Genomic DNA, 22,738 nt, shown 5'->3' on the forward strand with positions numbered 1-22,738 from the left:
ACTTTCCGGTATCAATAAATGCCGAAGAAAGCCTCCACCGGACCTTTAAGGAGCGGAACCTTGAAGCCGATTTCAAAAATGACGAAAAAGAAGAGGGAAACGGCAATACCGGCTGGCAATGAAGCCCACCATTTGTAGCGCCCCTGAAACATCATCGCTGCAGCGATATAGAGCGCGGTACCGACATATAGTCCGAGAACCGTCGATATGGCAGCGAAGGCAACCAGCGGCAAGGCGAAACCGAGAACAGGTTTCAACCGAGAGAGTTCAACGAATACTTCTCCGCTACCACGATATTTTACAAATGCCAGAACGAGATTGACCGTGCTTCCGAACATGATCAGTAGCCCGATGTAGAACGGAAAATAACCTGCATCCGGCCCCATTTCCGTCCAGCCTGTACCAGCCTGTAGTGAGCCATAACAGACCACCGCTCCCAACCCACCCGTCAAAAGAGCTACGCTCGCCTCGACAATGAAGCGGGAAATTCCGGCCTCGCCTTTGTCACTCATTGGATAAGCTCCTTCAATGAATGGTGCAGACGCCGGCGGCGTCTGCACAAATGCACGAAACGTCAGTTGGCAAGCCAGCCTTCACGCTTCAGCACGGCCGTTACCGCTGTTTCATCGTTCTTGATAAAGGATGAGAGTTCATTACCGCTCATATAGGCGGCAGATTGCGAACTATCGGCAAGATACTTCGCCCATTCAGGTGTTTCGGCAACCTTCTTGAGTACGCCTGCATAGTAATCAACGACGTCCTGATCAACGCCCGCAGGAAGCCATACAGTACGCGGCATGGCGTAATTTTCGATTGTAATCCCCGCTTCCTTGCAGGTTGGGATGTCGCTCCACCCCATATCGCCAGCAATCTTGCCGTCACCTTTGAGCTTTTCGCCCTTGAAGACGCAAAGCGGCTTCACCATGCCTGCCTGCCATTGGCCAAGATTCTCGCTGGGATTGTTGACGTTGGCAGCAATGTGCTCCCCCGCGAGCTGGACGGCAGCTTCGCCACCGCTTTTGAACGGGATGTAGCCGAGTTTCGAGCCCGTGGCATCGTTGATCATGGATGTCAAAATCTGGTCAACGTCCTTGGACTGGCTGCCGCCAACCTTCAGGCCCGCATCATCTTTCGCCTTGGCGATGAACTCTGCGGCTGTCTTGAATTCAGACTTTCCGTTGACCCAAAGAATGAATTCATCCGAAGCCAGTGCCGAAACTGGGACCAGATCTGCCGATTTATAAGGAACCTTTGCGCGCACCGGCAAAAGATAGGCGTTGTTCGTGCCGAAAGCGAGCTTGTATGGATCGCCCTTATAGCCGGCAGTGTAGACAAAACCTTCTGCTCCGCCCGCGCTGCCCTTGTTTGTGACGACGATTGGCGCACTCATCAGGTCATACTTGCCGATGATCGACTGGATCGTACGCGCGAAAATATCCGTGCCGCCGCCCGGTCCTGCAGTCACTACAAACTCCACCGGCCGTGTCGGCTCGAATGCCAGAGCGGATGATGCGATTATTGCCACTCCTGCTGCCAGGCAGGCAATGTGCAAAGACTTCTTCATGGTCTATCCTCCCAGTTAAGCGGCATGGGCCTCCCCCCAATGCCGATAGTGTCAAAATGACGAAAATCAGGCAGCGTCTGAAAGTGCTGCTGCTCTTTTCGCCATTCGTGCTGCGAGCAGGATCGCTTCGCGCGTGGCTCCCACGTCAGCGATGCCCTTTCCAGCAATATCATAGGCTGTTCCATGGGCCGGCGTGCAAAGCGGGAATGGCAATCCGCCCATCATTGTCACACCTTTGTCGAAGCCCATCAGCTTCATCGCGATCTGACCCTGATCGTGATACATGGTCAGCACCGCCTGAAAATCATCTTTCAGCGCACGCAGGAACACTGTGTCAGCCGGGAACGGGCCATCGACGTCGAAACCCTTGGCCTTCGCTGCCCTTACTGCAGGCTCAATAATGTCGATTTCTTCCATGCCAAAGCTGCCACCATCACCGGCATGTGGGTTGAGCCCGGCCACTGCAATCTTCGGATTGTCGTATCCCGCTTTCTTCAGGCACACCCAAGCCAGTTCCAGCTCGGCGAGAATTCCTTCAACAGTCAGGGTCGAGGCTACATCCTTGAGCGGAATATGCGACGTCACGCGCGCGTTCCAGACTTTCTCCAGAACGTTGAACTCACGCACCTTGCCTGTGAAGCTCAGCACATCGGCAACAAAGCGGATTTCGTCGTCGTAACCCGGATAGGCAAACCGCATCGCCTGCTTGTTGAACGGCGTAAAACAAACAGCCTGCGCATGTCCAGCATCGGCAAATTTCAGTGCGGTACGAAAGTTCTGGGTTGCGAAAGTTCCGCCAACCAGCGTGGCTTCGCTACGCACAACATCCTTCGGATCGAGATTCTTCAAGTCAACGAAGACGTGTTTGCCGACCGGCATGTTAGGCGCATTTTCGAGGTTGGCATCCTGCAGATCAAGCTTAACACCTGCGATATACGCACCTTCGTCCAGAATGCGGCGATCACCGAAGACGATGATATGCGCTTCTTTTCTGACATCCGGCAAAGCGAGCAGACGGGCTGTCAGCTCTGGACTGACACCAGCTGGATCCCCCATTGCAAGCGCGATCACGCTCGGTTCAGCGCCGGTAACGGTCATTAGCATCTTCCTCGTCTGCATTCTGTATACAGCATTCATAAGATGGTCTTCCGTACGGCGCAAGCATTTTGTATTCTGTATGCAGCATTTTATGTTGACGGTTGAAAGCAGGCCAGCCATCTTCGCCTCAGTTGGTGCGATGAGGATTCGAAACCACTCTTTGAGAAAAAGGCCGATGGACGAAATTCAGAAAACCGGGCAAGCCGACAACGGCTCACAAGCGTTCCGCCGCACGGCCTTGCACGATATGCTCGTCAACCATCTGCGCGACATGATTATCGAAGGGCAGCTGGAACCCGGCACGCGCCTGCATGAAGGCCAGCTCGGAGAACAACTCGGTGTGTCCCGGACACCGTTGCGTGAGGCGATCAAGTATCTGGCCAGCGAGGGACTCGTCGAGCTTGTTCCAAGCCGCGGTGCTGTTGTGAAACGGTTCAGTGCAGCTGATGTCAGGGACATGCTCACCGTCCTGCGTACTTTGGAAGAACTTGCTGGGAAACTCGCCTGCGAGCTTGCGACCGACAAGGAAATCGCCGAGGTTCGTTCGCTACACGATGAAATGGTCGAACGCTACAAGCATGCTGACCGACTGCAATATTACAAACTGAACCAGCAGATTCATCTTGCCATCGTTCATCTTGCCAAGAACCCCACGCTGGCTGACATTCACCAGATGCTGCAGACGAGATTGAAGCGGATCCGTTTCGTCGGCCACGAAGGCGCCGAGAAATGGGCGGCGGCTGTATCTGAGCACCAAGAAATGATCGAGGCGCTGGAAGCCCGCGACGCAACCCGACTGTCTGAAGTATTGGGACGCCATTTGACCAAGGCATGGGAGCGCGTACGCGACTCGATGTAAAGGCAATCAGGTGGGTAGTTCTATCTGTTTATCACTATCAGTCAGATTATCGTTTGATCGAAAACATCGGATGGGTTCTAACTCAATGGAGCCGGATCGCGTTATAAATCAGGGCGGGATCATTTTCGCTTATCCGATGCATTGGTACAGACTATGGAACTAAAATGGCTGGAAGATTTCGTCAGCCTCGCGGAACACAGGAGCTACTCCCGTGCTGCAGGTGACCGCAATATCACGCAGTCCGCTCTCAGTAAGCGCATCAAGCAACTGGAAGACTGGGTTGGTCTGCCACTAATCGATCGCTCATCCAACCCGATATGCCTGACAAAGGCAGGAGAATGCTTTCTTCCGCGGGCACAAGATGCTCTCGAAATGCTGCTCAGTGCTCGCAAGAGTGTCAGCGACGGCTACAGCGCAACGTGGGAAATCATTTCTTTCGCAACACTCAACACGCTGTCGCTCACATTCTTCCCGCATTGGATGGCACAGATTGAAGCTTCTGGGGCTTCATTCCGCGCCCGTTTTGCCGATCCGCATTCATCGTTCGTCGGTAATATCTCCACACTCGTCAGCGGGCATTGCGACTTCTTCCTGACTTATGCGCATCCGGCTGTTCCGCAGATGGACGATCTTGGCGGTTATCCGTTTTTGGCACTGGGCACCGAGAGGGTCATCCCTGTATCCGCTCCTGCGCCGAATGGACAGGCCCTGCATAGCCTGAAGGAAAAGTCGCTACCGATCGACTTCCTCAGCTATCGTGGCAACTCGTTCTTTTCTCTCGCTCTGCCCTGGCTGTTTGAGAAACATGGTTTCGAATTGAACACGGTTTACGAAAACGGAATGTCTGTTGCGCTCAAGGCAATGGCGGTCTCCGGACACGGTGTTGCATGGATACCGGAAAGCCTTGTCGACGATGAATTGAAGCGCGGCGTGCTGGTCCGCGCCGGTGAAACAAACACCGATCTGTTGATCGAAATCCGTGTTTACCGAACACCCCAATTCAGGAACAAACAGGCGGAACTCTTCTGGCGCCGCGCCTCACAACTGGTTTCCCAGAAAAGTGGCCACAACGCCGGAAGTCTTGCGCCGAGTTAAAACATCAAGGCCGCGTGAAAAGTGCCGCAACAGCTTTCAGGTTCTCTGCATCGTCAAGACCGCGCAAATCCAAATAGATCTTATCTGCGACCGGAATCGCCGCACAACAATCCAGAAATTTCCGCGTCCGATCATCGGCATTGAAAGGTTGCTGCAGAGTACCAACAGCGAAGCTGCGCGACGCCTGCAAAACACGTCCGTTTTTCAGTGTAACGGTTGCGACATGCGGCAGCTTTTCCGCTGATACCCGTTCTTCCTCTATCGAATAACTTCGCATGGCGATAACATCGAGCAGTGGATCGTCCCGGAAAGCAACCACAGCCTCTGGGGTGAAATCTGCAAGTGCAAGATAGCCCTGCCGCAAGGCGCGTGCGACGCAATATTGCATTGAGAAGCGTGCCTGCATCTGGTCGGTCGGCTGCGTATATGCGAGATTGCGATAATTCGCGATCCCGACCAAAGAGTCTACAGCCACAACATCCTCGGCATCAAACCCGTGCTCTTCCTTAAGATCAAGCAATGAGTCGACGATCATATGGGTGGACCCACAGCAAGGGTGCCGTTTCGGCATGACACCGGCCGTTTCAATCACATGCGCCTTGTCGATGAGGATATCTTCGATATTCCAGCTGAGACGTGGGTCACCAGCGAATAGCTCACGAATACCTTGCTCCCCTTCCAGAATATCGGGCCGTGCCTCCATTCCAGCTTTTGCGAGCAATGCAGCCTCAACAGCATTGCGCGCGGCCATGCCCGCATGAAACGGCTTGATCAGCGTGCCGAACTGACCTTTCGTGCCGGATGCGAAACTGGCAGCGATAGTAATCGCCTGTGCGGTCGCCTGGATGTCGAGACCAAGCATTTGAGCCGTGGCGACAGCAGTGCCAATACTCCCCACCGTTGAGGTGCCATGCCAGCCAGCTGTGTAATGTGCCTGTCCCAGGCCGTTGCCTACCAGCGCCTGCGCCTGCAGTCCTGCCAGATAGGCGTCGATCAGACGCCCCCCTGCGGTTTCATCTAGATCGGCCAACGCCAGGATAGCAGGCACGATCACCGCCGAAGCATGGCTCATGCCGGGCAGAAAATTATCGTCGAAATCGAGCGCATGTGCTGCTGTACCATTGACCAGCGCAGCGAACATCGGGCTGCCTGTTCCTCCCGCAACCGACAAAGCAGTTCCACCAGCGCTGAATTCTGCAAAGGCTTTCACAACGCTTTGCGTGCTGACGTCGTCGCGGCCTGCCACCATACAGGCCAAGGTATCTAAAATGGCGTCACGCGCCAGTTCCCGCGCATTGGTGCTCAACACTGGCTTTGCGCATGCTGAAGCTATCGCGAGTGCGACCGTCATTTCCTCCCGCGGCATGATTTCACCCCTGAAATGCGTCGAGAATGAGCTTCAAAAGACGCCCGAACTTGTGTCGATTGAGCTGGCGCCCAGCAATGTCAGTATCCACGCGATGCACGATCACCATGTCAAGGGCAGGCAAGACAACGCAGAAATGGCCACCTGCACCGAAGCCTGCATAGCTGCCTTTCGGTGTCACCACACCGGGGAAGAACACACCGTCTCGCTCCAGCCACCACATATAGCCATAAGCGCCACGTGCACCAGCATGAGAGTAAGGCATCACACATTCCTGCGCCCACCCATCAGGTAGAACGGATGCACCATTCCAGCGGCCATTGCGCAGATAAAGCTGGCCGAAGCGGGCCAGATCACGTGTGGACAGACGGAACGGGTAGGCGGCGTGCCGGCTTTCCGTAAAGCGATCATGCCAGCCATCCGGCTTGTCACCATCCAGTCTGAAATCTTCAAGCCCGAGCGGTTTTGCGATACGCTCATCGAAAGCTTGGGGTACGGTCTTGCTGGTCAACTGCTCGAAAATAGTGCCGAGCACATTGAAATCCCAGTTGTTGTAACACCAGAAGGTACCCGGCGCATGGGAGTGGCGCTTTTCCTTGATCATCCGCATCCATGGCGTCTCGTAGCCCGCGGGATGATAGACGCCGGAACGCGCGGTCAGGAGATCATAAACCGTCGCCTGCTTCTCGACTTCACTCAAGCCTTCATTGTCATCAATACCTAGCTGTTCCAGCGTCAGGCTAAGATCAATGGTGCCATCGGCCACATCCTGCCCCATCAGTGCGGCAAGGATGCTCTTGCGAATGGAATGGCAGAGATATTTGTGTGTGATGTCACCATATGTGTGAACGATCTTGTTACCTTGGACGATTATCAACGCATCGGTTTCCTGTTGGTACGCGCAAGTATCAACAGCACGAAGTCCAGCTTCCGACCAACCCGCCGCGGCAGGACTCTTCAAACGTTCCCATTGCTGTCCCGGATTAGCCGCCGAATGATAGTTCATACCCGTATTTCCCCAGCCTGATTATGTGCGACGGCTTCCACGCTGGCCTGCAGGAATTCCTGCGTATATTCAGCCTTGGCACGCAAATGACGAAGATCGTCTGCCGTCAGTTCTTCCAGAATGATGCCCTTGTGCATGACCCCGACACGCTCGCAGATATGCGCCACTACGGCGAGGTCGTGCGAAACCATGAGATAGGTGAGATTGCGCTCGCGGCGCAGTACCTTGAGCAGATTGAGAATTTCCGCCTGCACGGAAACATCGAGCGCGGATGTCGGTTCATCGAGAAGAAGCACATCCGGCTCGATGATAAGCGCACGCGCTATTGCGACGCGCTGACGCTGACCACCGGACAGTTCATGCGGATAGCGATAAAGGAAGCTTGGGCCGAGACCGACCGCCTGCAATACGTCACGAACACGCTCGTCTTTGCGATCCATGTCGTGAATGGCAAGCGATTCCGCCAACACCTTGTGCACCTGCTTGCGCGGGTGCAGCGAAGCATAGGGGTCCTGAAACACCATCTGCACACGACGGAAAAACGCTTTGTCGCGCTCGCCGCCCATCTTCTGTTCATCAAAAACGAAGTTGCCTTGATGGTGCGGGATAAGGCCTGCGAGAGCGCGCAGGATCGTGGACTTGCCACAACCGGATTCACCGATCAGGCCATAGGCCGCGCCGCGCTCGATATGAAACTTTACCTTCCTGACGACAGTGGCGCGCTTGCGCGCTTTGCCGAAGCTGATGGAAAGGTCCGAAACATCCACAAAGGGAGAGTTGCCTGCATGTATCATGAGTTTTCTCCCACCAGCGTCGGCTCGGTGAGCCAGCTTTTATCGCGTTCGGGCACCTTCAGCATATCGACCGGCTGATCCAGCCGAGGAAGACTTGCCAGAAGCGCCTGCGTGTAGGGATGACGCGCCTTGTGTAGGTCCTTGGCCGGCAGATCTTCCATGATGCGCCCCGCATACATAACCAGTACCCGGTCGCAGAAGTCCGCCACCAGGTTGAGGTCATGGCTGATGAACATCAACCCAGTACCTGAACGGCTGACCAATTCATCGAGCACAGTCAAAACCTGACGCCGCACAGTCACGTCGAGCGCGGAGGTCGGTTCGTCAGCAATAATCATGTCCGGTTCAGGGATCAGCATCATGGCAATCATCACACGCTGGCCCATGCCACCGGAAATCTCATGCGGGAACAGACGCATGACACGCTCGGGATCGCGAATATGCACGGCTTCCAGCATGGCAATTGTCTTCTGTCGTGCCGCCGCCGATTTCACCCGATGGTGTAGCCGATAGGCCTCCATGATTTGATCACCGATACGGATCAGCGGGTTGAGCGAATATTTCGGGTCCTGAAGGATCATCGAAATGCGGTTGCCACGTACACCGCGCATTTGACGTTCGCTGGCCGACAGCAGGTCGATCTCACCGAAACGCAGGCTCTTGGCGCGGATTTGTGCCGCCTTTGGTGTCAGCTTGAGGATCGAGCGCCCAGTCATCGACTTACCGGAACCGGATTCGCCTACAATACCGACTTTTTCACGCCCTATAGAAAAGCTGATGCCGCGAACGACATCGATGTTGTGATCGGCACCGGGAAACGACACCCAAAGATCGTCAACTTCAAGCAATGGTTTTGTCATTGATCTTATCCGTTTCTGGGGTCGAGTACGTCGCGCAAACCGTCGCCGAACAGGTTGAAAGCGAGACTGGCGAGCAGGATTGCAATGCCGGGTACAGCGGCAAGCCACCACGAGGTCATCATGAATTCGCGACCACTGGAAAGCATCGCGCCCCATTCTGGGCTTGGCGGCTGTGCGCCAAGACCGAGAAAGCCAAGGCCGGCGGCCGTCAGAATGATCGAGGACATGTTGAGCGTAATGCGGATCACCACCGACGGAATGCACATCGGCACGACATGCTTCGTAATCACCCGCATCGTGGAAGCCCCCTGCAGACGAATGGCGGCCACATAGTCAGACGAGCGGATGGTCAGTGTTTCGGCGCGAGCAAGACGGGCTATCGGTGGCCATGCGGCGAGCGAAATGGCGATGACGGCATTTTCGATGCCTGGCCCAAGCGCTGCAGCAAAGGACAGCGCGAGCACGAGACTAGGAAAAGCAAGGAAGATATCGACAATACGCATCAGTGCCGTATCAACCCAGCCGCCCATATAGCCTGCGGTGGTGCCAACGACGAGACCAATAGGCGCAGCGATGACAGCAGTCAGCGTCACGATGTAAAGCGTGATGCGCGAGCCATAGACAAGGCGGCTGAAAATATCGCGCCCCAGTTCGTCCGTACCAAAGAAATGCCCCCATGACGGCGGCTGGAGCCGGTTAGCGAGATTGTTGGCACCAATGTCGTGCGTCGCGATTAGAGGCGCAAAAATAGCTACCAGTACCAAAAGCACGATTACGGCCAGACCGAACACGGCGGACGTATTGGCCATCAGCTTGAACCAGGAACGGCGTAACTGCTGGATATTGGCCTGAAAGGCAGAAGTAGGCACGGGGGCAGTCAGCCAACCCCGCAGAGAATTGGAAGTTTGGGCCGACGATGTGCTGGTGTGGGTGTTCATCGGCAGTGTCCTATCGTGTGCGAGGATCAAAAACGCGATACAGAAGATCGCTGATCAGGTTGATACCGACGAACAGGATGCCGACAATCAGCGTGCAGCCGACCACCGCGTTCATGTCACCCGCCAGAAGCGCATTGGTGAGATAGCGCCCAAAGCCCGGCCATGCGAACACCGTTTCGGTCAGCACCGCACCTTCCAGCAGGAACGCATAGGACAACGCCACTACCGTCACGACCTGAACCGCCACATTACGGAAGGCATGGCCCCAAACGGTACGCGCCCAGGACAGCCCCTTGACGCGTGCAGTGATAATATATTCCTGATTGAGCTGTTCGATCATGAAGCCACGCGTCATGCGGCTAATATAAGCCATGGAACCAAACGCGAGGATCAGGGCTGGCATGATGATATGGCTTACAGCGTTCCAAAATGCATCCCACTGCCCCTGCATTGCGCTGTCGAGAAGCAAGAAGCCGGTCGTCGGTTCGACGGAATATTCGTAGATGAAGTCGATCCGCCCCGGCCCACCGATCCAACCCAACGTGGCATAGAAGATCAGCAGTGCCATCAGACCGAGCCAGAAGTTCGGCGTAGAATAGCCAAGCAAACTGACCATACGCACGACATGGTCCAGCGGCGAATTGCGATACATGGCAGAGAAAACACCAAGCGGAATACCAAGCGTGGTGCCGATGACGATAGCCACGGTCGCCAGTTCGATGGTGGCTGGGAAGACGCGTGCAATATCTTCCAGTACCGGACGACCGGAAGTCAGCGCGTTGCCAAAATCGAACATAAGCGCATTCTTGAGGTATAGGCCGTATTGCACGATCAACGGCTGGTCGAGACCCAACTTACGATACATCGTGTCATAGGCTTCTTGGGAAACATTGTCCCCCAGCATGGCAATAACCGGATCGAGCGGCAAAAGGCGGCTGATGAAAAAGGTCAGTGTGACCAGTCCCAGAAGCGTAATCGCCACTGAAATGATCAGGCGCACTGTGGCGGCGAGAAACTGATGCACCGGACCGGCTTCCCTGTCGCGGTCCGCCTCCTCCACGTCTTCCATGATTTCGTGCGTCGTCATCTGCAAACTCCCGAAAGAGAAAAACGGGATGCCGGACCAGGATCGCACTGCGAGCCACAAGCGGTCACACGGTCATCCATCGAAGCGAAGAACGCCCGGCGACTGTGAGGAAGCCACCGGGAACGCTATTCTCGCTATTTCGCGGCCAGATCGTAGTAGACGCGGAAGCCGTTCCAGCTCCAGTTCTTCATAGCCTTGTTAACGCCAGCGACATTATAGATCTGGAAAATGAAGGCGTGCGGCCCCTTCTCCATCATCTCCTTCTGCAGATCGATATACATCTGTTTGCGTTTGGCCTCGTCCTTCTCGAACAAAGCCGTGTCGACGTCCTTGTTTACGGCTTCGTTGAAGTAGCTCGCGCGCCAGCTCGGATACATGGTCTGCTTGGCCTCAGCTCGGTTATCAGGATTGAAAATCTGACGCGAAGCATTGCCATGCGCGTCCGGAACGGTGGTCTGCCAGCCCATCAGCGACGTCTGGAACTCACGACCGCGAATGCGGCTGAACAATTGCGCGTTGGCCATGCGTTCGATCTTGATCTTCACGCCGACCTTGGCGGCGGCATCCTGAATGCTCTGGGCAATCGGAGCCGCATAAGGCGCGGTACTGATAAACATCGTCGTCTCGAAGCCCTTCTCGTAACCGGCTTCCTTCAGTAATTCACGAGCCTTTTCCACATCGAGTTTGAAGGGCTGCCCTTCCTTCTCATCCAGTGCACCGAAAGCACCTAACTGCACGAAGCTCGCACGCGGCACGCCGACATTGTTGATGACCGTCTTGCCGAGGCCCTCGTAATCAATGAGATAGCGCATTGCGAGGCGCACCTTTTCATTGGCGAAGATCGGATCGGCATTGTTGAAATTCCAATAGAACAGCGAAGGCTTTAGCGAGCGTGAAGCGGTCACCTTATCCTGGGCTTCGAGATCGCGCAGGTCCTCCGGCGTCAGATCGCGAGCAATGTCTATGTCACCTTTTTCAAGCAGAAGCCGTTGAGTTCCCGCTTCTGAAACATGGCGGATCAGTACCTGTTTGAGCTTCGGCGCTTCTCCCCAGTAATTGTCGGTCGCCTGAAGGATAACCACTTCGGCGGGGTTCCACCGCATCAACTTGTAGGGGCCGACGCATTCTGACCGAGTGGCCAGATATTTGTTGCCCATGTCATTATCGACCTGGTTCTCCATCAACACCTTCTGATTAAGAAGGCTGGCAACCCGGTTGGCAGCGATCGCTGCCAGAATGAGGTTGACCGGATAAGGCTTGTCCAGCTTGAAAACGACCGTGTCGTCGTCAGGTGCCAAGATGGTATGGTCCACATTGTCCTTGGTGAAACCATATTCTGTCAACGTCGCGGCATTGCCAAAACCCAGCTTGACTGCGCGCTGGAGCGACCAGGCCATATCGCCCGCCGTCGCCTTGTCGCCATTGTCAAACTTCAGGTCATCGCGCATGTGGAACGTGATCTGCAGACCGTCCTGCGAGACGTCCCAGCTTTTGGCGAGTTGCGGCACGATCTTGGTCTCGTCAGTCGGATCGAAATCAACCATGGGGTCGCAGATATTCTGGATGATCTCGTTGGTAGCCGCCTCACCGATCTGTGCTGGGTCAAAAGTGCTGATAGCGTCGATGTTCCACGCCATGACAAGCGCGTTCGGTGGCGACGCGGCCTCAGCAGGGAATGTCGCAGCACTCATACCGGCGACAAGTGCGAGTGCTGTGGTACGGCGCAAGATGGTTGTCTTTTGTTTTTGCATTATTATCCCCTTTTATGGTTGAGCATTTTCGAAAGGTGCCGCGCGAGTCCGCGCGGCACAAAATGCAATTATTCAGCCAGTCAGTCTGCCGGACGCGGTTGGAGCGGCGGATTGACGTCTGACGGGATCGGGCAGGTATAGGGCGTCTTTGCCGTACGAGCCTTGTGATCAGCCTTGGCGTCGTTCAGGGTTTTCTCGTTCTGAAGAACATCAAGCGCAGTGCCCGCCATCACCTTGGCGGCGTAGACCATGCCCTTATGCGCAGCTGGCATCTTGCCTTGTGCGGTGATCTGCCACGAATGACCGGGCGAGCCGATCGCATGTGTTGCCACGCGCGCCTGAACGGTCGGGACGACCCAGCTTACATCGCCCAGATCGGTGGAGCCGATCATCGGCACGCCCTTCTGTTCACGTGGCAAGACGTAGTCGCAAAGAGGTTCATTTTCTGCCAGCGGCTGGCCGACGCGCAGATAATCGGTTTCAATGTCTTCCTTCGAAAGTGTTGCCTGAATCTTGGCTGCGAAGGCACGATCCACATCGTCAAACGGCACACCGCCCAGACGTTCCATGTTCGAATGCATCGCGATTTCCAGCGGCGTATTACCGAGCAGGTTCGACACCGCGCTCATAATGGAGATGTTGACGGTCGTTTCCGTCATCATCGCAGCGCCTTCTGCAACCTTCTTCACCCGGTCGTTGAGAGCGAACATACCCGGAAGATCGGTTGCCCGGATGGCGTAGCGCACCTTGGCTTTGGCTTGAACGACATTCGGCGCGATACCGCCCGCATTGAGATAGGCATAGTGAAGACGGCAATCAGAAGGGATGTGTTCACGCAAATAATTGCAACCGACGCTCATCAGCTCCACCGCATCCAGAGCCGAGCGCCCCAGATGCGGTGCCGCGGCGGCGTGGGAGGCCCGTCCGGTAAACTCGAAATCCATGCGCGTATTGGCGAGCGACTGCGCGTCGTCTACCTGGGTGAACGAAGCCGGATGCCAGCAGATGGCAATGTCGACATCATCGAAAGCGCCAGCACGCGCCATGAACGACTTCGCCGCCCCACCTTCTTCCGCCGGACAACCGTAATAGCGTACACGTCCCTTCTTGCCGGTCTGTTCCAGCCAGTCCTTAACCGCCGTCGCAGCCAAAATGGCGGCGGAACCCAGAAGATTGTGGCCGCAACCATGGCCATGTCCCGTACCAGGGATCGGACGGGGTTCCGCAATACCCGCTTCCTGGCTGAGGCCCGGAAGGGCATCGTATTCACCCAAGATTGCGATGACCGGTCCACCATCCCCGGCTTCACCCATCACGGCGGTGGGAATGCCCGCTACGTTCTCGGCAATACGAAACCCCTGTTCCTTCAACATTGCAGTATGCTCGGCACAGGACTTATATTCGGTATAAGCGATCTCCGGCATGCCCCAGACGCGGTCACTCAAGGCTTCAAAATCAGCCTTCTTCGCGTCCACCAGATCCCAGATATCTTCACCATTCTTCACGGTGTTCTCTCCCAACAATGCTCTTAAAGATTCTCGTCAATGAAACGGGCCAGCGCGCCAAACACGCGGCGCCGATTTTCGATACGCGCGAAGCCATGGCCCTCATGCGGTACACGCAGATATTCGATCGGTTTGCCGAGGCCGCGCAGGCACGAATAAACCATCTCGCTTTCGCACGGCGTGACACGCGGGTCTTCCAGACCATGCGCGATCATCAATGGCGCGGCGATATTGCCTATGCGATTGATGGGCGAGAACCGCTCCAGCTCATCCCGCATGGTTTCGGCATCACCATATTCGATGGCGCGCAGTTCCTTGCGCCACGGTCCCGTTGTCTGCAGCAGAGTGAGAAAATTGGCGATCCCGTAATATTCGACACCAAGCTTCCACAGGTCGGGATATTCCGTCATGGCCGAGAGGACCATGAATCCACCATAAGACCGGCCAAACACGCCAATACGACTTTCATCTACGTCACTACGTGCTGCGACCGCCATGCGCACCGCTTTGAGATCAGCGACGCTGTCCATGCGTAGTTCACGGTCGTCGAGATGCTGGTAGTCGCGGCCATAACCGGTACTGCCGCGAATATTCGGCGCGATGACCATGATGCCCCGTGCCAGCATGTACTGGATGTCCGCCCGGAAATCCGGTTTCCACTGGGCTTCAGGACCGCCATGCACAATGATCATAACTGGATAACCATCACGACCCGGTGCACGCTCCGGCTTGTAGACGAAATACGGAACGTCCAGACCGTCGAAACTTGCAACGCTCGTTACCGTTGGTTCCAGAAAGGCCGGCAATTTCACCTTCGCTTTCGGCGCATCTGTCAGGCGTGTAAAAACACCGCTTTCAACATCGCAGCGCCAGATATCGCCCGACGTCGCTGCACCTTCCACAGGCATGATCAACGACATTCCATCGAGCGTCCATGCAATCGAAGCAACGACCCCGACAACCGGCATCTCTAGCTGTTTCAGCATCGCTCCGTCGCGACCGATCAGAACCAGATCATTCCAGCCCTGACGGTTCAGGACGAGTGCTATCCTGTTTTGATCAGGTGAGATTGCGAGTGCTTCAACATCCTGCCCTTCAAAAGCGGCGAGTTCGGTCAGCGATGCCGCGTTATGCGGCTTGACCATGACCGAGAGATATTCGCGTTCCTGATCGGCAATCAACAGAATACCGGAGCCATCCTTGAAGAATTTCGGCGCCTGATAGCGCGCCCGGCCTTCATGCGGCAGAATATTTTCATAGGCACCTGTTTCGAGGTCGAGGCGGCAGAAGTCCTGATCCGTCATGGCACGCTGGCAATCATTGACCAGAAGCGACTTGCCATCGGGCGCAAAAGCTGTGGGGCTGCGCCAGCCGATACCCTCGTAGACGCATTTCGTCTCGCCCGTTGCAACGGTCATCACATGAATATCCATGTGCGAACGGTCGCGATAATTAGCGCCATAGGCGATCTGGGTGCCATCCGGCGACCAGCAGCCCCAAGCGTGCACCACCGTAGTATCGGTGGTGAGGAGGCGCGGCTCACCTTCGGCGTTTTCGATCAGCCAGAGCTGGTGACGCTCATCGCCACCCCAGTCTGTGGTGATCAGCAGATCACGGTTCTTGGGATTGAAGGCAAGATTGCCGACCGGTTCCGGCAGATTGGTGAGCTGGCGTGGCTTGCCACCTGCAAGCGAGCGCGTCCAAACCTGTGCCGTACCGCTTTCATCGCTGAGATAGACCAGAAGTTCACCGTCCGGTGATACGGCGGGCTTCACCGCCTTGCAGATATCGACGTAGTGCGTCATCGAAAGCGATGTATCGGCGGTCCTTGTATCGAACATCGAATTGTCCTCAATTCCAAGCATTGATGAATTGGATTACACCAACTGCCGCGCCAGCCGGGCAGATGCAGCGGCCAGCGCATCAGCCATCGGGCCGATCGTCGACTGGTGATTGGCAAGTGTGACGATGGTGAATCCGGCCTCCGGCCAGGCTTCCTTGAGTCTCCAGGCCGTCATCATCGGCGTCACCGTATCGTATCGCGCCTGCACGATTTCGGCCGGTAGGTGACGAATACGATCAATACTCCCGATGAGGTAATTCTCCGGCAAGAAAGCGCGGTTGATGCAATAGTGGGTAAAAATGCGTGATACGGCCAAGGCCGCTTCCGGCTTCAGAAGTTTGGAGACGTGGTTCGTGTCCGGTTCGAAGGTCTGCGTACGCGCCGAAAATCCGCGCAGGCTCTGGGCCGCCGCCTGTTCTTGTACCGGATCACCAGACGTTAGCCGTGTATAGTAGGCGGCGAGCAGGTCGGCGCGCTCACTTTCCTGTACGAATTCAGCGAATTCCTGCCAGTGATCCGGGAAAATGGCACGGCAGCCATGGAACCACCAGTCAACATCCTCCTGCCCGCCCAGAAATATTCCGTGCAGCCGAAACCCGAGACAGTACTGCGGATGCGCTATTCCATAGGCAAGCGAAAGACATGATCCCCAAGAGCCTCCGGCCACAAGCCAGCGCTTGATACCCAGTTTTTTGCGCAGGGTCTCCATGTCCGCGATCAGATGCTGTGTGGTGTTTTCAGCAATTTCCGCGATAGGGGTGGAACGGCCCGCACCGCGTTGATCGAAGGTGATGACACGATAAGTGTTGAGATCGAAACTGGCAATCTGCTTGGCCGAGACACCCGCACCGGGACCGCCATGTAGAAAGACAGCTGGGATCCCTTTTGGATTGCCATATTCCAAAACGGAAAGTTCATGCAGGTCGCTGACCGGCAAGCGAAACTCCTGCACTGGTTGCGCAAGACTTGCCGCTCCACTGGTACCGCTTTGCGGCTCCATATTGTTGAATAGCTGCGCCTTTTCGTCAGAAGGGTAAATCTTCCCCTCCAGAACGCGCTTGGCTTCCGTCATTCATTTCCCCATTTTCGCGCTCGTTTGAAAGGCGCACCAGCCATCGTTACCCGAAGCCAATCTTCTTGCTTTTTCAAAAGCTTGAAGAAAAGCCGAGGAGTAATCTCCCTTGACTGTCAATTTTGTTATTTGAAATTTATAGGCAGCAAATTTAGGCTTTGGCCAATGCAATTTTAGACTTGCCATTCCAACTTGGAATAGAGAAGCTGACGCTTGTTGAACAAGCCCTGTTAAAAACAGGCGAGCGCTTCGACCCTATCTGTATATACCCGTATTTATCTCCCCGTCCAAACCGCACCATGCACGATACATGCCTGGGCTGTTGAACGGCAGGCTGACATTGCCTTTGCGATCCACCGCAACAAGACCGCCAGAGCCACCGATTTCACCCAGCTCGCGGACAACCGCGCCAGCCGCTTCATTGAGCGATTGCCCTGCCCAGCGCATCCGTGCATCCACTTCGTGACCCACCGCCCAGCGAATGAAATATTCTCCGTGACCTGTGGCGGAAAGCGCTACCGTCTCGTCATCCGCCCAGGTTCCAGCACCGATGACCGGGCTGTCACCAACGCGTCCCGGTGTCTTGGCGGTCATGCCGCCCGTGGATGTAGCTGCCGCCAGATGACCGAAACGATCCAGTGCAACTGCTCCGACAGTGCCGTGTTTGCGGGCAGGATCGCCATCGTCGGCGGCACCACTGCGACGACGTGCCATTTCGTCGTGCAAGGCCTTGCGACGCTGTTCCGTCGAGAACCATTCCGGCGCCATCATTTCCAGACCGGCAGCTTCGCAAAACCGCTTTGCCCCTTCGCCTGCGAAAAATACGTGTTCGGTCTGCTCCATGACTGCACGTGCCGCCAGAACAGGATTGCGTGGCCCGCAAATTCCGGAGATGGCACCGCATGCGCGCGTTGCACCATCCATGATAGCCGCATCCATCTCATGCGTTTCATCCGTCGTGAAAACGGCTCCGTGCCCGGCGTTGAAAAGCGGATTTTCTTCCAGGGCAATCACAGATGCCGTCACGGCATCGAGTGCTTTGCCACCTTTACGCAGAACATCCAGTCCAGCCTGCAGGCATTCACGCAGGCCGGCATGATAGGCTGCTTCCTTCTCTGGCGTCATATTGGCTTTAAGAATGGTCCCAGCGCCGCCATGCAACGCGATGACAGGTACAAATTCGGGCATCTTCATTAACTCGCTGTTGACGTCGCTATTGCGGATCGGAATTATGCGAAGAAGTACGCAAACTATCGAAATGTATCAGCTGGTTTTGATTGGTTCGTTTCGTTTTGTGTATTTTCGAGCTCTCTCGGAAGAGGCAAACTTGAGCAGCGCAGGTGCATCTCGCGAACGAACACTTTTCGCCGCTTCTCGTCATTCTCCTTTATTGCCGCCGCTATACCCAGCCCATACGGGCCGATGAGAAGTCCGGGAGCCAGGTCGGAAACCTTCTTTTCTCTCGCCTCATAATTCGCGGCCTCGGCACGAATTTCTTCGCACTGCGGCGACTGCCATTTGGGATCCTGAATTGAAAGCGAGGACGCATAATTCTGCGGCGATGTCGTGCATCCAACCAAAGTCATTGACAGCAGGCCAGCAATCCCTGCCCCTAAACGTTCGAATACCATTTCATTCCGTTTCTTTATGCGACAGGCTTCACGTGCGATGCCACCGCTTAATCTGAAATATTGCTATTGCCTGCAAGTATTGCATCCGCAGCCAATCCACCTGCCATGCGGTATTCATCCGACCATTCTTCATCATCAAATACGCAAAGCGCAATTGTCGCACATCGCTGCCTCTCCCTCAGGATAGCAAGTGCAATTATATCAATGGGTGCAACTTTTTCGTTCGTTTCTGAGACTTCGAGCCACAAATTTCTGGCCGCATCTTCAATATCACGGGGAAATTCCATGCCGTTTGCCTCTTCACGTGGTTCAATGCGCAAAAATTTCGGCTCGTCGAATCGCAAGCTGTTACCCGCCATTTCTATCGTTTCACAATTCAATATAGCAGGCACTTCTCAACAATGCCGCATTGAACGAAACTTTCGTTCGACAGCACCCGTTAACGGAAAACATTGATCTGCACGGATATAAAACGCTGAGGGCTACATTTAGCAATGGGCGAGGCAGAGCTTGAAGCCGGACTTATTCTTTAAAATCATACTGGCTTTATGCGCAGTTTTCCTTGTGACTGCCGTGATTATCAGACTTTATCACGAGTACCACGACATTGATCCGACCTGGGGCAACATACGTTCGGGCGTCTACCCAGGTTGGGATACATCAGAGAACTAATTTCCTGAAGTTTCAGAAAATCTGTTTGCCTTGTAAGTCAGGCTTCCCGACTCAGCAGCCTCCACGTCAATTCGGATATTCCTGATTTCGATAGATTGTTGCTCGACCGGAAAATCGACTGTTTGTCCCGTATCCGGGTTTTGCAGATCAGTCGCGGTATAACCGCGAATCTCGAAACGCATTCTGCCATCGGCGACGCCCAAATAAACGATGTCAAAAATCGTGCCGGACGCGATAGGATCATACTCATCAGGATTTGGTATCTCCAACCCTTTGGCATAATCGCGCGGGGGGACAACGGGATCGCCACTCAGAACGAACTGGGTCTGACCAAAGGTGTCGGTTGCCGGTGCAGAATGATGCGATGTCTCTTCAGTCCCTGCCGACACCTCAGCACCTGCTGCCTGTTGCGCGTGCAAGTCCGCTGGAAAACTCAGAATACAAGATATGGCCGAGAATATTACAAGCCATCGAGTTGTATTCGAACGTTTACCCATCGGCTGCTCCTTTTCCTGAATCGTAAATCAACGGCGTTGTTTTGACCGAAACGCAACGCGCAAGCAATCCTGCATATCAGGTGCTGTTCCTGTTGAAGGCATAGCAGTAACTGTCACGATTTTATGACTGCAATCGCAGATGCCTTCGGTTAGGGTCAGCGCGGGAAGATTATCTTCTGAAACCTCAATAGAGAGGCATGGCATGACGGTTGAAACCAGGTCCGTTCGCATTATTCGGACAGTTGTTGAAACACTGCGCCCACAGTTCAATGTGGAGTTATGGGACGGCACGCGCATCGGTGCATTCGATGGCCCATCATTGGTAATCAACGATCCGACAATCGTTCGACAGCTTCTCCTCAAGCCCAACTATGATTCTCTGATCGATATCTGGACATCCGGTCGTGTGGATATCAGCAATGGTACGATCTTCGACCTCGCAAATGCCAAAACCGATGGAAGTGTGAAGAACAGGCTGAAAGAGCTGCCAAAATGGCAACTACTCAAGGATCTTCCGGCTCTTCTGCTCGCTGGCAAAACCGATGCGCGCGAGGTTCTTGACGGCAAGGAGCCTTTCGTCAGTGGATCGAGCAAGGAGGCGATTACCCATCATTACGATGTGTCCAACGAGTTTTATCGCTTATTCCTCGATGAGCGAATGGTTTACACATGCGGCTACTTCACGGACTGGGCCAATGATATCGATCAGGCCCAGAAGGACAAGCTGGAACTCATCTGCCGAAAACTACGATTGAAACCAGGTGACCGTCTTCTGGATATCGGTTGCGGTTGGGGTGCCCTCCTGATCTATGCAGTACAGAACTTTGGCGTTATCGGAACCGGCGTTTCATTGTCGGAGGCACAAACGGCACTTGCCCGAGAGAGGATCAAGCAGGCTGGACTTGAAGACAGGATCACCATCCACGTCAAATCCTATGCAGAGCTTGACGGGCAGTTCGACAAAATTTCGTCTGTTGGAATGTTCGAGCATGTTGGTATCGCCAATTACGACAGCTATTTCAATGCCGTGAACCGGCTTCTGCGCCCCGGTGGGCTTTACATGCACCACGCAATCACACGGCGCATGAAGAAGGACAAGAAATCCTTCAAACGCAAAAGTGCAGAGCATAAGGCGCTTGTGAAGTATATTTTCCCCGGTGGGGAACTCGATCATCTTGGAATGACGATAGAAAACCTCGAAGGACACGGGTTCGAAGTCCACGACGTCGAAAATCTGCGCGAACATTATGGCCGCACCTGCCGGTTATGGTGCGAACGACTTTATTCCAATTTCGACAAGGCCGTTGCCGAAATCGGTTATCCAAAAGCGCGTCTCTGGTTGCTCTATCTTGCGGGATGTTCACTGGCATTTGAGAGAGGCACCGTCCAGATTAACCAGACCGTGGCTTCAAAACGCAAACGCGGCATTTCCGCTGTGCCGCAGACGAGAGCGGATATTTATACCAGTTTCGGCGAGCCAAGAGGTGGGTAAAGCAGCTTGGGCAATTCCCACCTGATGACTCACGATTGACTAAACGGTCTCCGCTAACTGGACGCTTTGTACCGGTTTAGCCTGTATCTGGCGCCATAGAGGCGTCATTGCAGCTGTGATGTCTCCATAAAGCGCGTAACGGCGATTATAGTGTCCATCCAGCGCGGCGTTCGGCTTGTAATGCCGATCGGCGCGCACCATGGCATTGGCACCTTCTGTGAAATCGACAAACAGCCCAACACCGGTCCCCGCCGCAATGGCTGCGCCAAGTGCGCCTGTTTCTCGTGAGACGGCAACAGAAACTGGCACGCCGAGTACATCGGCAAATATCTGGGGCCATAAACGGCTGCGTGAGCCGCCACCGGAAAGCACAGCCTCCTCGAAGGTCGCGCCTGCTTTTCGGATGGTTTCCACATGCTGGCGATGACCGAAGGCAACGCCTTCAAGCAAAGCGCGTATCAGATGCCCCTTCGTATGCCAGCCCGCAATACCGTAAAACCCTGCGCGGGCGTGGCCGTCCTGCTGCGCTCCGTAGAGATAAGGGTGGTAAAGCGGATCATCACTTGCAGGTTCGATGGCTGCGGCGAGACTGCAACAAACATCAAATGGCGAGACATCAGCATGATGGTCTCCTTCGAAAAATTCCCGCACCAGCCATTCAAGATTCGCCGCAGAGGTAGCGCTGTTTTCCATCGCCATGTAACGGCTGCGATCAAAAGTAGAGGTCATGAAGACCGGCCCCTTGAGATCTGGGCCGTCGACAATAATCTGGTTGATGCTCCACGTACCAGCAATGATCGATGCACTTCCTGTGCGTGAGACACCAGAACCTAGCGCCGAAGCTACGACATCGAAGAGACCTCCAACAACGGGTGTACCCGCCGCAAGCCCGGTCTCCCGCGCCACAGCCTCGGTTACATTGCCTGCAATATTGTCGCTTTCGATGAGCGGTGGCAGGATATCCATACAGTCGCCCAAACCGTAAGCTTCCATCAAAGCACTGTCGTAACGGCGCGTTGCAAGATCGAGCAAGCCTGCCCCCGACATGTCGGAAACTTCGCTGAAACGTTTGCCCGTCAAGCGATTGACCACGAAGTCCTTGGAGAAAAATACCGTGCCAATCTGGTCAAACAGTTCAGGCTGGTAGCGCTTCAGCCAGGCAAGCAGCGTCGGGGTTTGGGAGGGCCATGGACGCTGGCGTGCTATCGGATAGGTCTTTGCGCCCACCCCTTTTGCCGTCCACTCTTCAACGAGACCGGTCGCGCGGGTGTCGAGCGACTGGATACCTATGAGCGGATCTCCCTCCCGGTCGAGCGCGTAGAGCCCGTTGCCGTGTCCGGCACAGCCGATAGCGGCAATATCACTCGCCGCTATCCCCGCCTTATCAAGGCAAGCTCGAATAACCCGCTTGGCATTGGACCAGAGTTCGCCAAGGTCACGCTCGACGTGACCGGGATGCGGCATGCGGCTATGTCCTTCTTCACCTGCATGGGCGAGCTCCCGTCCCGAAAGATCAAAAACCACCGCCTTGATAACAGTATTGCCCGCATCGAGCCCCAACAGATATTTTTGCATGAAGAACCCCTCCCAAGGTCCAACCAATCCAGT

Annotated in this window: 21 protein-coding genes; 3 read left to right on the top strand and 18 right to left on the bottom strand. The window is 55.1% G+C overall.

The genetic code is table 11. The features are described from left to right. Positions 1 to 11: 11 nt before the first annotated feature. From OHI65_RS02265 to OHI65_RS02275, 3 genes are all read right to left on the bottom strand, one after another. Entirely contained in the window at positions 12 to 512 is a 501-nt protein-coding gene (locus tag OHI65_RS02265) for a tripartite tricarboxylate transporter TctB family protein (RefSeq protein WP_125302175.1), read from the bottom strand. 62 nt (positions 513 to 574) lie between these two features. Continuing rightward, the gene (locus OHI65_RS02270; protein ID WP_010661730.1) at positions 575 to 1,564 is read right to left on the bottom strand and encodes a Bug family tripartite tricarboxylate transporter substrate binding protein; all 990 of its coding nucleotides are present in this window, start codon (positions 1,562 to 1,564) and stop codon (positions 575 to 577) included. Positions 1,565 to 1,630: 66 nt separating this feature from the next. Next, the gene (locus OHI65_RS02275) at positions 1,631 to 2,662 is read right to left on the bottom strand and encodes a 4-hydroxythreonine-4-phosphate dehydrogenase PdxA (RefSeq protein WP_036589210.1); all 1,032 of its coding nucleotides are present in this window, start codon (positions 2,660 to 2,662) and stop codon (positions 1,631 to 1,633) included. Positions 2,663 to 2,837: 175 nt separating this feature from the next. Between OHI65_RS02275 and OHI65_RS02280 the strand changes: the two genes are divergently transcribed. Then, a complete protein-coding gene (locus tag OHI65_RS02280) occupies positions 2,838 to 3,521 on the top strand; it encodes a GntR family transcriptional regulator (RefSeq protein WP_125302178.1) in 684 nt (227 codons plus the stop codon). Between the two features lie 153 nt (positions 3,522 to 3,674). Beyond that, the gene (locus tag OHI65_RS02285) at positions 3,675 to 4,616 is read left to right on the top strand and encodes a LysR family transcriptional regulator (RefSeq protein WP_012092540.1); all 942 of its coding nucleotides are present in this window, start codon (positions 3,675 to 3,677) and stop codon (positions 4,614 to 4,616) included. A 4-nt stretch (positions 4,617 to 4,620) separates the two neighbouring features. Here the strand turns inward: OHI65_RS02285 and OHI65_RS02290 are convergent, their stop codons facing one another. The 14 genes from OHI65_RS02290 to OHI65_RS02355 all read right to left on the bottom strand — a co-directional run bounded on the left by OHI65_RS02290 (position 4,621) and on the right by OHI65_RS02355 (position 19,638). Beyond that, positions 4,621 to 5,967, bottom strand: a complete 1,347-nt coding sequence (locus tag OHI65_RS02290; protein ID WP_040128747.1) for an MmgE/PrpD family protein — start codon at positions 5,965 to 5,967, stop codon at positions 4,621 to 4,623. Positions 5,968 to 5,986: 19 nt separating this feature from the next. Further along, on the bottom strand, positions 5,987 to 6,988 hold the full coding sequence (locus OHI65_RS02295; protein ID WP_125302183.1) for a serine hydrolase domain-containing protein: 1,002 nt from the start codon (positions 6,986 to 6,988) through the stop codon (positions 5,987 to 5,989). Next, entirely contained in the window at positions 6,985 to 7,782 is a 798-nt protein-coding gene (locus OHI65_RS02300; RefSeq protein ID WP_125302186.1) for an ABC transporter ATP-binding protein, read from the bottom strand. The genes OHI65_RS02295 and OHI65_RS02300 overlap by 4 nt, the downstream gene beginning before the upstream one ends. After that, on the bottom strand, positions 7,779 to 8,642 hold the full coding sequence (locus OHI65_RS02305) for an ABC transporter ATP-binding protein (protein ID WP_010661723.1): 864 nt from the start codon (positions 8,640 to 8,642) through the stop codon (positions 7,779 to 7,781). Before OHI65_RS02305 ends, OHI65_RS02300 begins: the two co-directional genes overlap by 4 nt. Before the next feature lie 5 nt (positions 8,643 to 8,647). Further along, entirely contained in the window at positions 8,648 to 9,580 is a 933-nt protein-coding gene (gene nikC / locus OHI65_RS02310) for a nickel transporter permease (RefSeq protein ID WP_125302188.1), read from the bottom strand. A 10-nt stretch (positions 9,581 to 9,590) separates the two neighbouring features. Further along, on the bottom strand, positions 9,591 to 10,667 hold the full coding sequence (locus OHI65_RS02315) for an ABC transporter permease (RefSeq protein WP_125302191.1): 1,077 nt from the start codon (positions 10,665 to 10,667) through the stop codon (positions 9,591 to 9,593). Positions 10,668 to 10,801: 134 nt separating this feature from the next. Then, positions 10,802 to 12,418: an ABC transporter substrate-binding protein gene (locus OHI65_RS02320; protein WP_125302193.1), complete on the bottom strand. Its 1,617-nt coding sequence runs from the start codon at positions 12,416 to 12,418 to the stop codon at positions 10,802 to 10,804. Between the two features lie 80 nt (positions 12,419 to 12,498). Continuing rightward, positions 12,499 to 13,923 (bottom strand): M20 family metallopeptidase, encoded by a 1,425-nt coding sequence (locus OHI65_RS02325; RefSeq protein WP_125302196.1) that lies wholly within the window; start codon positions 13,921 to 13,923, stop codon positions 12,499 to 12,501. 23 nt (positions 13,924 to 13,946) lie between these two features. Beyond that, complete coding sequence (locus OHI65_RS02330; protein ID WP_125302198.1) at positions 13,947 to 15,764, bottom strand: alpha/beta hydrolase family protein; 1,818 nt, start codon at positions 15,762 to 15,764, stop codon at positions 13,947 to 13,949. Between the two features lie 36 nt (positions 15,765 to 15,800). Next, positions 15,801 to 16,838 (bottom strand): prolyl aminopeptidase, encoded by a 1,038-nt coding sequence (gene pip / locus OHI65_RS02335; protein ID WP_125302201.1) that lies wholly within the window; start codon positions 16,836 to 16,838, stop codon positions 15,801 to 15,803. 255 nt (positions 16,839 to 17,093) lie between these two features. Continuing rightward, positions 17,094 to 18,026 carry an isoaspartyl peptidase/L-asparaginase family protein gene (locus tag OHI65_RS02340; RefSeq protein ID WP_040128753.1) on the bottom strand — a complete coding sequence of 311 codons (933 nt, stop codon included), beginning with the start codon at positions 18,024 to 18,026 and terminating at the stop codon, positions 17,094 to 17,096. 62 nt (positions 18,027 to 18,088) lie between these two features. Continuing rightward, positions 18,089 to 18,469, bottom strand: coding sequence for a hypothetical protein (locus tag OHI65_RS02345; RefSeq protein WP_010661047.1), 381 nt, complete (start codon positions 18,467 to 18,469; stop codon positions 18,089 to 18,091). Between the two features lie 47 nt (positions 18,470 to 18,516). Then, positions 18,517 to 18,828 (bottom strand): hypothetical protein, encoded by a 312-nt coding sequence (locus tag OHI65_RS02350; RefSeq protein ID WP_231771515.1) that lies wholly within the window; start codon positions 18,826 to 18,828, stop codon positions 18,517 to 18,519. Positions 18,829 to 19,137: 309 nt separating this feature from the next. Next, positions 19,138 to 19,638, bottom strand: a complete 501-nt coding sequence (locus tag OHI65_RS02355) for a hypothetical protein (RefSeq protein ID WP_012092527.1) — start codon at positions 19,636 to 19,638, stop codon at positions 19,138 to 19,140. A gap of 202 nt (positions 19,639 to 19,840) precedes the next feature. Here OHI65_RS02355 and OHI65_RS02360 point away from each other — a divergent pair, with 202 nt between their 5' ends. Next, positions 19,841 to 21,130, top strand: a complete 1,290-nt coding sequence (locus tag OHI65_RS02360) for an SAM-dependent methyltransferase (protein WP_125302651.1) — start codon at positions 19,841 to 19,843, stop codon at positions 21,128 to 21,130. A 39-nt stretch (positions 21,131 to 21,169) separates the two neighbouring features. Here OHI65_RS02360 and OHI65_RS02365 read toward each other — a convergent pair whose 3' ends face one another. Further along, positions 21,170 to 22,705, bottom strand: coding sequence for an FGGY-family carbohydrate kinase (locus tag OHI65_RS02365; protein ID WP_125302649.1), 1,536 nt, complete (start codon positions 22,703 to 22,705; stop codon positions 21,170 to 21,172). Positions 22,706 to 22,738 lie beyond the last annotated feature (33 nt).

Origin of the sequence: Brucella sp. MAB-22 (assembly GCF_025908475.1) — a bacterium.
GTDB classification, from domain to species: domain Bacteria; phylum Pseudomonadota; class Alphaproteobacteria; order Rhizobiales; family Rhizobiaceae; genus Brucella; species Brucella anthropi.

Bases quoted from the DNA above. Each gene is read 5' to 3' on its own strand.
- nikC (WP_125302188.1), bottom strand. From the start codon at position 9,580: ATGAACACCCACACCAGCACATCGTCGGCCCAAACTTCCAATTCTCTG.
- OHI65_RS02285 (WP_012092540.1), top strand. From the start codon at position 3,675: ATGGAACTAAAATGGCTGGAAGATTTCGTCAGCCTCGCGGAACACAGG.
- OHI65_RS02365 (WP_125302649.1), bottom strand. From the start codon at position 22,705: ATGCAAAAATATCTGTTGGGGCTCGATGCGGGCAATACTGTTATCAAG.
- OHI65_RS02265 (WP_125302175.1), bottom strand. From the start codon at position 512: ATGAGTGACAAAGGCGAGGCCGGAATTTCCCGCTTCATTGTCGAGGCG.
- OHI65_RS02340 (WP_040128753.1), bottom strand. From the start codon at position 18,026: ATGCCCGAATTTGTACCTGTCATCGCGTTGCATGGCGGCGCTGGGACC.
- OHI65_RS02275 (WP_036589210.1), bottom strand. From the start codon at position 2,662: ATGACCGTTACCGGCGCTGAACCGAGCGTGATCGCGCTTGCAATGGGG.
- OHI65_RS02300 (WP_125302186.1), bottom strand. From the start codon at position 7,782: ATGATACATGCAGGCAACTCTCCCTTTGTGGATGTTTCGGACCTTTCC.
- OHI65_RS02315 (WP_125302191.1), bottom strand. From the start codon at position 10,667: ATGACGACGCACGAAATCATGGAAGACGTGGAGGAGGCGGACCGCGAC.
- OHI65_RS02350 (WP_231771515.1), bottom strand. From the start codon at position 18,828: ATGGCGGGTAACAGCTTGCGATTCGACGAGCCGAAATTTTTGCGCATT.
- OHI65_RS02270 (WP_010661730.1), bottom strand. From the start codon at position 1,564: ATGAAGAAGTCTTTGCACATTGCCTGCCTGGCAGCAGGAGTGGCAATA.
- OHI65_RS02345 (WP_010661047.1), bottom strand. From the start codon at position 18,469: ATGGTATTCGAACGTTTAGGGGCAGGGATTGCTGGCCTGCTGTCAATG.
- OHI65_RS02280 (WP_125302178.1), top strand. From the start codon at position 2,838: ATGGACGAAATTCAGAAAACCGGGCAAGCCGACAACGGCTCACAAGCG.
- pip (WP_125302201.1), bottom strand. From the start codon at position 16,838: ATGACGGAAGCCAAGCGCGTTCTGGAGGGGAAGATTTACCCTTCTGAC.
- OHI65_RS02355 (WP_012092527.1), bottom strand. From the start codon at position 19,638: ATGGGTAAACGTTCGAATACAACTCGATGGCTTGTAATATTCTCGGCC.
- OHI65_RS02330 (WP_125302198.1), bottom strand. From the start codon at position 15,764: ATGTTCGATACAAGGACCGCCGATACATCGCTTTCGATGACGCACTAC.
- OHI65_RS02305 (WP_010661723.1), bottom strand. From the start codon at position 8,642: ATGACAAAACCATTGCTTGAAGTTGACGATCTTTGGGTGTCGTTTCCC.
- OHI65_RS02290 (WP_040128747.1), bottom strand. From the start codon at position 5,967: ATGACGGTCGCACTCGCGATAGCTTCAGCATGCGCAAAGCCAGTGTTG.
- OHI65_RS02320 (WP_125302193.1), bottom strand. From the start codon at position 12,418: ATGCAAAAACAAAAGACAACCATCTTGCGCCGTACCACAGCACTCGCA.
- OHI65_RS02360 (WP_125302651.1), top strand. From the start codon at position 19,841: ATGACGGTTGAAACCAGGTCCGTTCGCATTATTCGGACAGTTGTTGAA.
- OHI65_RS02295 (WP_125302183.1), bottom strand. From the start codon at position 6,988: ATGAACTATCATTCGGCGGCTAATCCGGGACAGCAATGGGAACGTTTG.